5 protein-coding genes are annotated in these 3,932 nt (G+C 67.0%); all 5 read left to right on the forward strand.

Annotation, left to right across the window (positions count from 1 at the left end; translation table 11 throughout):
- A partial coding sequence (locus tag VGV13_21565) for a branched-chain amino acid ABC transporter permease (protein HEV8643671.1) occupies nt 1-903 on the forward strand: 903 nt, incomplete at its 5' end.
- Between the two features lie 9 nt (nt 904-912).
- Nucleotides 913-1,851, forward strand: a complete 939-nt coding sequence (locus VGV13_21570; GenBank protein ID HEV8643672.1) for a branched-chain amino acid ABC transporter permease — start codon at nt 913-915, stop codon at nt 1,849-1,851.
- A complete protein-coding gene (locus VGV13_21575; protein ID HEV8643673.1) occupies nt 1,851-2,585 on the forward strand; it encodes an ABC transporter ATP-binding protein in 735 nt (244 codons plus the stop codon). Before VGV13_21570 ends, VGV13_21575 begins: the two co-directional genes overlap by 1 nt.
- Nucleotide 2,586: 1 nt before the next feature.
- Entirely contained in the window at nt 2,587-3,321 is a 735-nt protein-coding gene (locus VGV13_21580; protein HEV8643674.1) for an ABC transporter ATP-binding protein, read from the forward strand.
- Nucleotides 3,322-3,606: 285 nt separating this feature from the next.
- On the forward strand, nt 3,607-3,932 hold a 326-nt coding region (locus VGV13_21585), incomplete at its 3' end, for an aldo/keto reductase (GenBank protein ID HEV8643675.1).

A 3,932-nucleotide genomic window follows, 5' to 3' on the forward strand; every position in this document is an offset into this window, starting at 1 on the left:
TGGGCCGGCACCGTACGCCTTGACGAGCGGTGGCTCGGAAACCTGGCCACCGTCGTCCTCGGCGGCATCATGCAGGGCGGCGTCTACGCGATGTTCGCGGTGGGGCTCACACTGATCTTCGGCGTGATGCGCATCATCAACGCCGCCCACGGCGAGATGGTGATGATGGGCGCCTATCTCACCTGGGTCGCCTTCTTCTACCTGGGCGTCGATCCGCTGCTGGCGATGGTCCTCACCCTGCCCGTCGCCTTCCTGTTCGGCGTGGCGGTGCAGAAGCTGCTGCTGAACGCCGTCGTGGGGGCGCCCGAGCTGACGGGGCTCCTGATCACCTTCGGCCTCGGCCTCACGATGATCTACACCGCGGAGTTGATCTTCACCACGGACTTCCGGACGATCCCGTACGCCCCCGGAACGGTCCAGCTCACGAGCACCATCGCGGTCGGCCAGAACAGGGTGATCAGCTTCGTGATGGCGGTGGCGATCTCCACCGCCGTCTACCTGTTCTTGAAGCTGAACCGCCTGGGCAAGGCCGTCCGCGCGACCGCCCTGAACGCCGAGGTGGCCATGGTGTGCGGGATCAACGTGCGGCGGATCTATCTCGTCACGACCGGCCTCGCCGCGGCGCTGGCGGTGGCGGGCGGGGCGCTCGTGTCCATTCAGTTCGGGTTCAACCCCGAGACCGGCGTCCTCTACACCCTCCAGGCGTTCGCCATCGTCATCCTCGGCGGCCGCGGCCACTACGTGGGCGCACTGATCGGGGGACTCATGCTGGCGGTCCTCGAGAACCTGGTCTCGCTCATGGTCCCCAACGGCACGGCGATGGTGGAGCTGGCCGCCTACGGCTTGATGATCTTCGTGTTGCTGATCCGTCCGGGCGGGCTCATGGGCGTGAAGGAAGGCTGAGCCGGCGCCGTGACGCGGGGCGAACACCTCCGGAACCTGGCCCTCCTGGGCGTGTGCGCGGTCGCGCTCGCGATCCTCCCTCACGCCCTGACCGTCTACCGCCGCTCATTCGTGCTCTTCACGATGATGTACGTCGTCCTCGCCCTGAGCTGGAACATCATCAGCGGCTTCACCGGCTACACATCATTCGGCCACGTGGCGTTCTACGGGATCGGCGCCTACGCCTGCGCGATTTTGGTATCCGACTACGGCTGGCACTGGATCCCCACGCTCGCCGTCGGCGCCGTGGTGGCCGCGCTCATCGCGGTGGTGATCGGCTATCCGGTCTTGCGCCTCAAAGGCCCCTACTTCGCCATCGCCATGCTGGGGGCGGCGGAGGGGACGCGCGTGGTCGCCACCGTGTGGGACAGCCTCACCCATGGTGGGCTCGGCATCAGCTTGCCCAGCGCCGAGACCTCCTTCGAGACCTACTACGCGATGCTGGTGCTGGTGCTGCTGACGATCGTGGTCGCCTACGGGGTGGGGCACTCCCGGTTCGGGGTCCGCCTCAACGCCATCCGCGAGGACGAGGTGGCGGCTGAGGCGCTCGGGATCAACGCCACGCTCTACAAGCTGGCGGCCTTCGTGCTGTCGGCGGTGTTCCCGGCGGTGGCGGGCGGCATCCAGGCCTACAAGGTCCTCTACATCGACCCCCCGTCGGTGTTCTTCGTCCAGATCACCATCGCCATGGCACTCATGTCGATGCTGGGTGGCAAGGGCACGGTCATCGGCCCGATCGTGGGGGCGGCGCTGCTCTACACGGCCCAGGAGCTGACGTGGGTCAACTTCCCGACGGCTCATCTGATCGCGTACGGTCTCTTCATCGTCCTGGTCGCGCGCTTCATGCCGCGCGGGCTCGTGGGGTTCGCCATCGACCGGGGCTGGGTCCGCAAGGGGATGGTTCACTGATGGGCTGGGGTTCGGACGAGATCGTCCTCGAGGCCCGCGACCTCCGGAAGGCCTTCGGCGGGGTCCGGGCCGTGGACGGGTGCAGCTTCGCCGTTCCCCGGGGGAAGATCTCCGGGCTCATCGGCCCCAACGGCTCGGGCAAGACGACGACCTTTAATCTATTAACGGGGCTCATGGAGCCCGACGGCGGGCAGGTGATCTACAAAGGGGAGAATTTCGCCGGCCTCAAGCCCTACCAGATCTTCCGCAAGGGCGTGACGCGGACGTTCCAGATCACGCGCATCTTCCGGGAGATGACGGTGCTCGAGAACATGCTCTCGGTGACCGGGCTCGACGTGCCCGACCGGGTCGCGCGCGAGCGGGCCGAGGACCTCATCGCGTTCGTCAACCTCACGCACCTGCGCGCCGAGTACGGCGGGCGCCTCTCCTACGGGCAGCAGAAGCTCCTGGAGTTCGTGCGGGCGCTCATGACCGACCCGGAGCTGATCCTGCTCGACGAGCCGGCGGCCGGCGTCAACCGGACGCTGCTCCAGCACCTGCTCGACCACATTCACCGGCTCGAGGAGCGGGGCAAGACGATCGTGATCGTGGAGCACGACATGAACGTCATCATGAACCACTGCGAGCGGATCTTCGTGATGGACTACGGTGTGAAGATCGCCGAAGGACCGCCGGCCGAGATCCAGCGTGACGAGCGGGTCATCGAGGCCTACTTCGGCCGCCGCCGGCGATGACGTGACCGCGCTCCTCGAACTCCGCGACGTCGAGGCCGGCTACGGGTCCATCCAGATCCTCTACGGCGTATCGCTCCACGTGAACGCGGGCGAGGTGGTCTCGGTGATCGGCCCCAACGGAGCGGGCAAGTCGACCACCTTCAAGGTCATCATGGGATTCATCACCTACCTCGGCGGCGGGATCGTGTTCGACGGGCACACCCTGGTCGGCCAGCGCCCGGACCGCATCCTCGCCCTCGGGCTCGGGTACGTTCCCCAGGGGCGCGTCGTCTTCGGCCCGATGACCGTGCGCGAGAACCTCGAGATGGGCGCCTACCTCGAGCGTGACAAAGCGAAGATCAAGGCATCGATGGAGTGGGTCTTCTCCCTATTCCCCCGGCTCGGCGAGCGGAAGCGGCAGCTGGCCGGGACGATGAGCGGCGGCGAGCAGCAGATGCTCGCCATGGGGCGTGCCCTCATGATGCGGCCGCGGATGATGATGCTCGACGAGCCGTCGCTCGGGCTGAGCCCGCGCTTCGTCGACGATGTGTTCGAGAAGATCGTCGAGCTGGCGCGGGACGGTCTCACGGTGATGCTGGTGGAGCAGAACGCGGCCCGGGCGCTGGAGATTTCCGGTCGGGGGTATGTCCTGGAGCTCGGGCGGAACCGGTTCGAGGGCACCGGCCAGGAGCTGCTGCAGAACCCCGAGGTCAGGAGCATGTATCTGGGGGGCGAGGCGCGGCCCGTTCGCGGGTAGCCTGGTCGGGAGGCGCCGCGATGAGGTCGAAAATGCCTCAGCGCAGGTGGCCGACCAGTGCCGTTCCAACTTGTTGATACTAAATCTGTCCACGAACGACGTACATGGTGCCTTCCTAGGCGCGAATAGTTGGAACGGCACCAGCTGCCGCTGGTACTCGAGGAACTCGACGCTGACGTGCCCGCCGCGCTTTGTCACGGCAGCGAAGGCGGAGGGTCGCCGGCCGGCCACCGAATGGCGTCGGCGTGATAATCTCCCGCATCGAGACTCGGCAGGAGGGTCAGCATGAAAAGGCCGCCGATGGAGCGGGTCGAGTTGGGCCGTACGGGTCTCAAGGTCTCACGCCTGGCCTTCGGCACCGGCTACCTGGCGGGTCGGGTCGGGGCCGGTGCGCGACTCCTCGCCGAAGCGTACGAGGTCGGCGTCAACTTCTGGGACACCTCAGACGACTACGGCACTCACCCCCACGTGCGCCAGGCCCTGAAGGAGATCGGACGGGACGACGTGGTGGTGGCCACCAAGACCTACGCAGCCACGGCCCTGGGGGCCCGCCGCTCGGTCACCAGGGCCCTCAGGGAGCTCGGCGTAGGGGCGGTGGACCTTTTTTTACT

This window comes from Candidatus Methylomirabilota bacterium, from assembly GCA_036001065.1.
In the GTDB taxonomy this organism is placed as follows: domain Bacteria; phylum Methylomirabilota; class Methylomirabilia; order Rokubacteriales; family CSP1-6; genus MNEF01.

Coding starts and splice junctions, on each gene's coding strand:
- VGV13_21575 (HEV8643673.1), top strand. CDS start 1,851: ATGGGCTGGGGTTCGGACGAGATCGTCCTCGAGGCCCGCGACCTCCGG.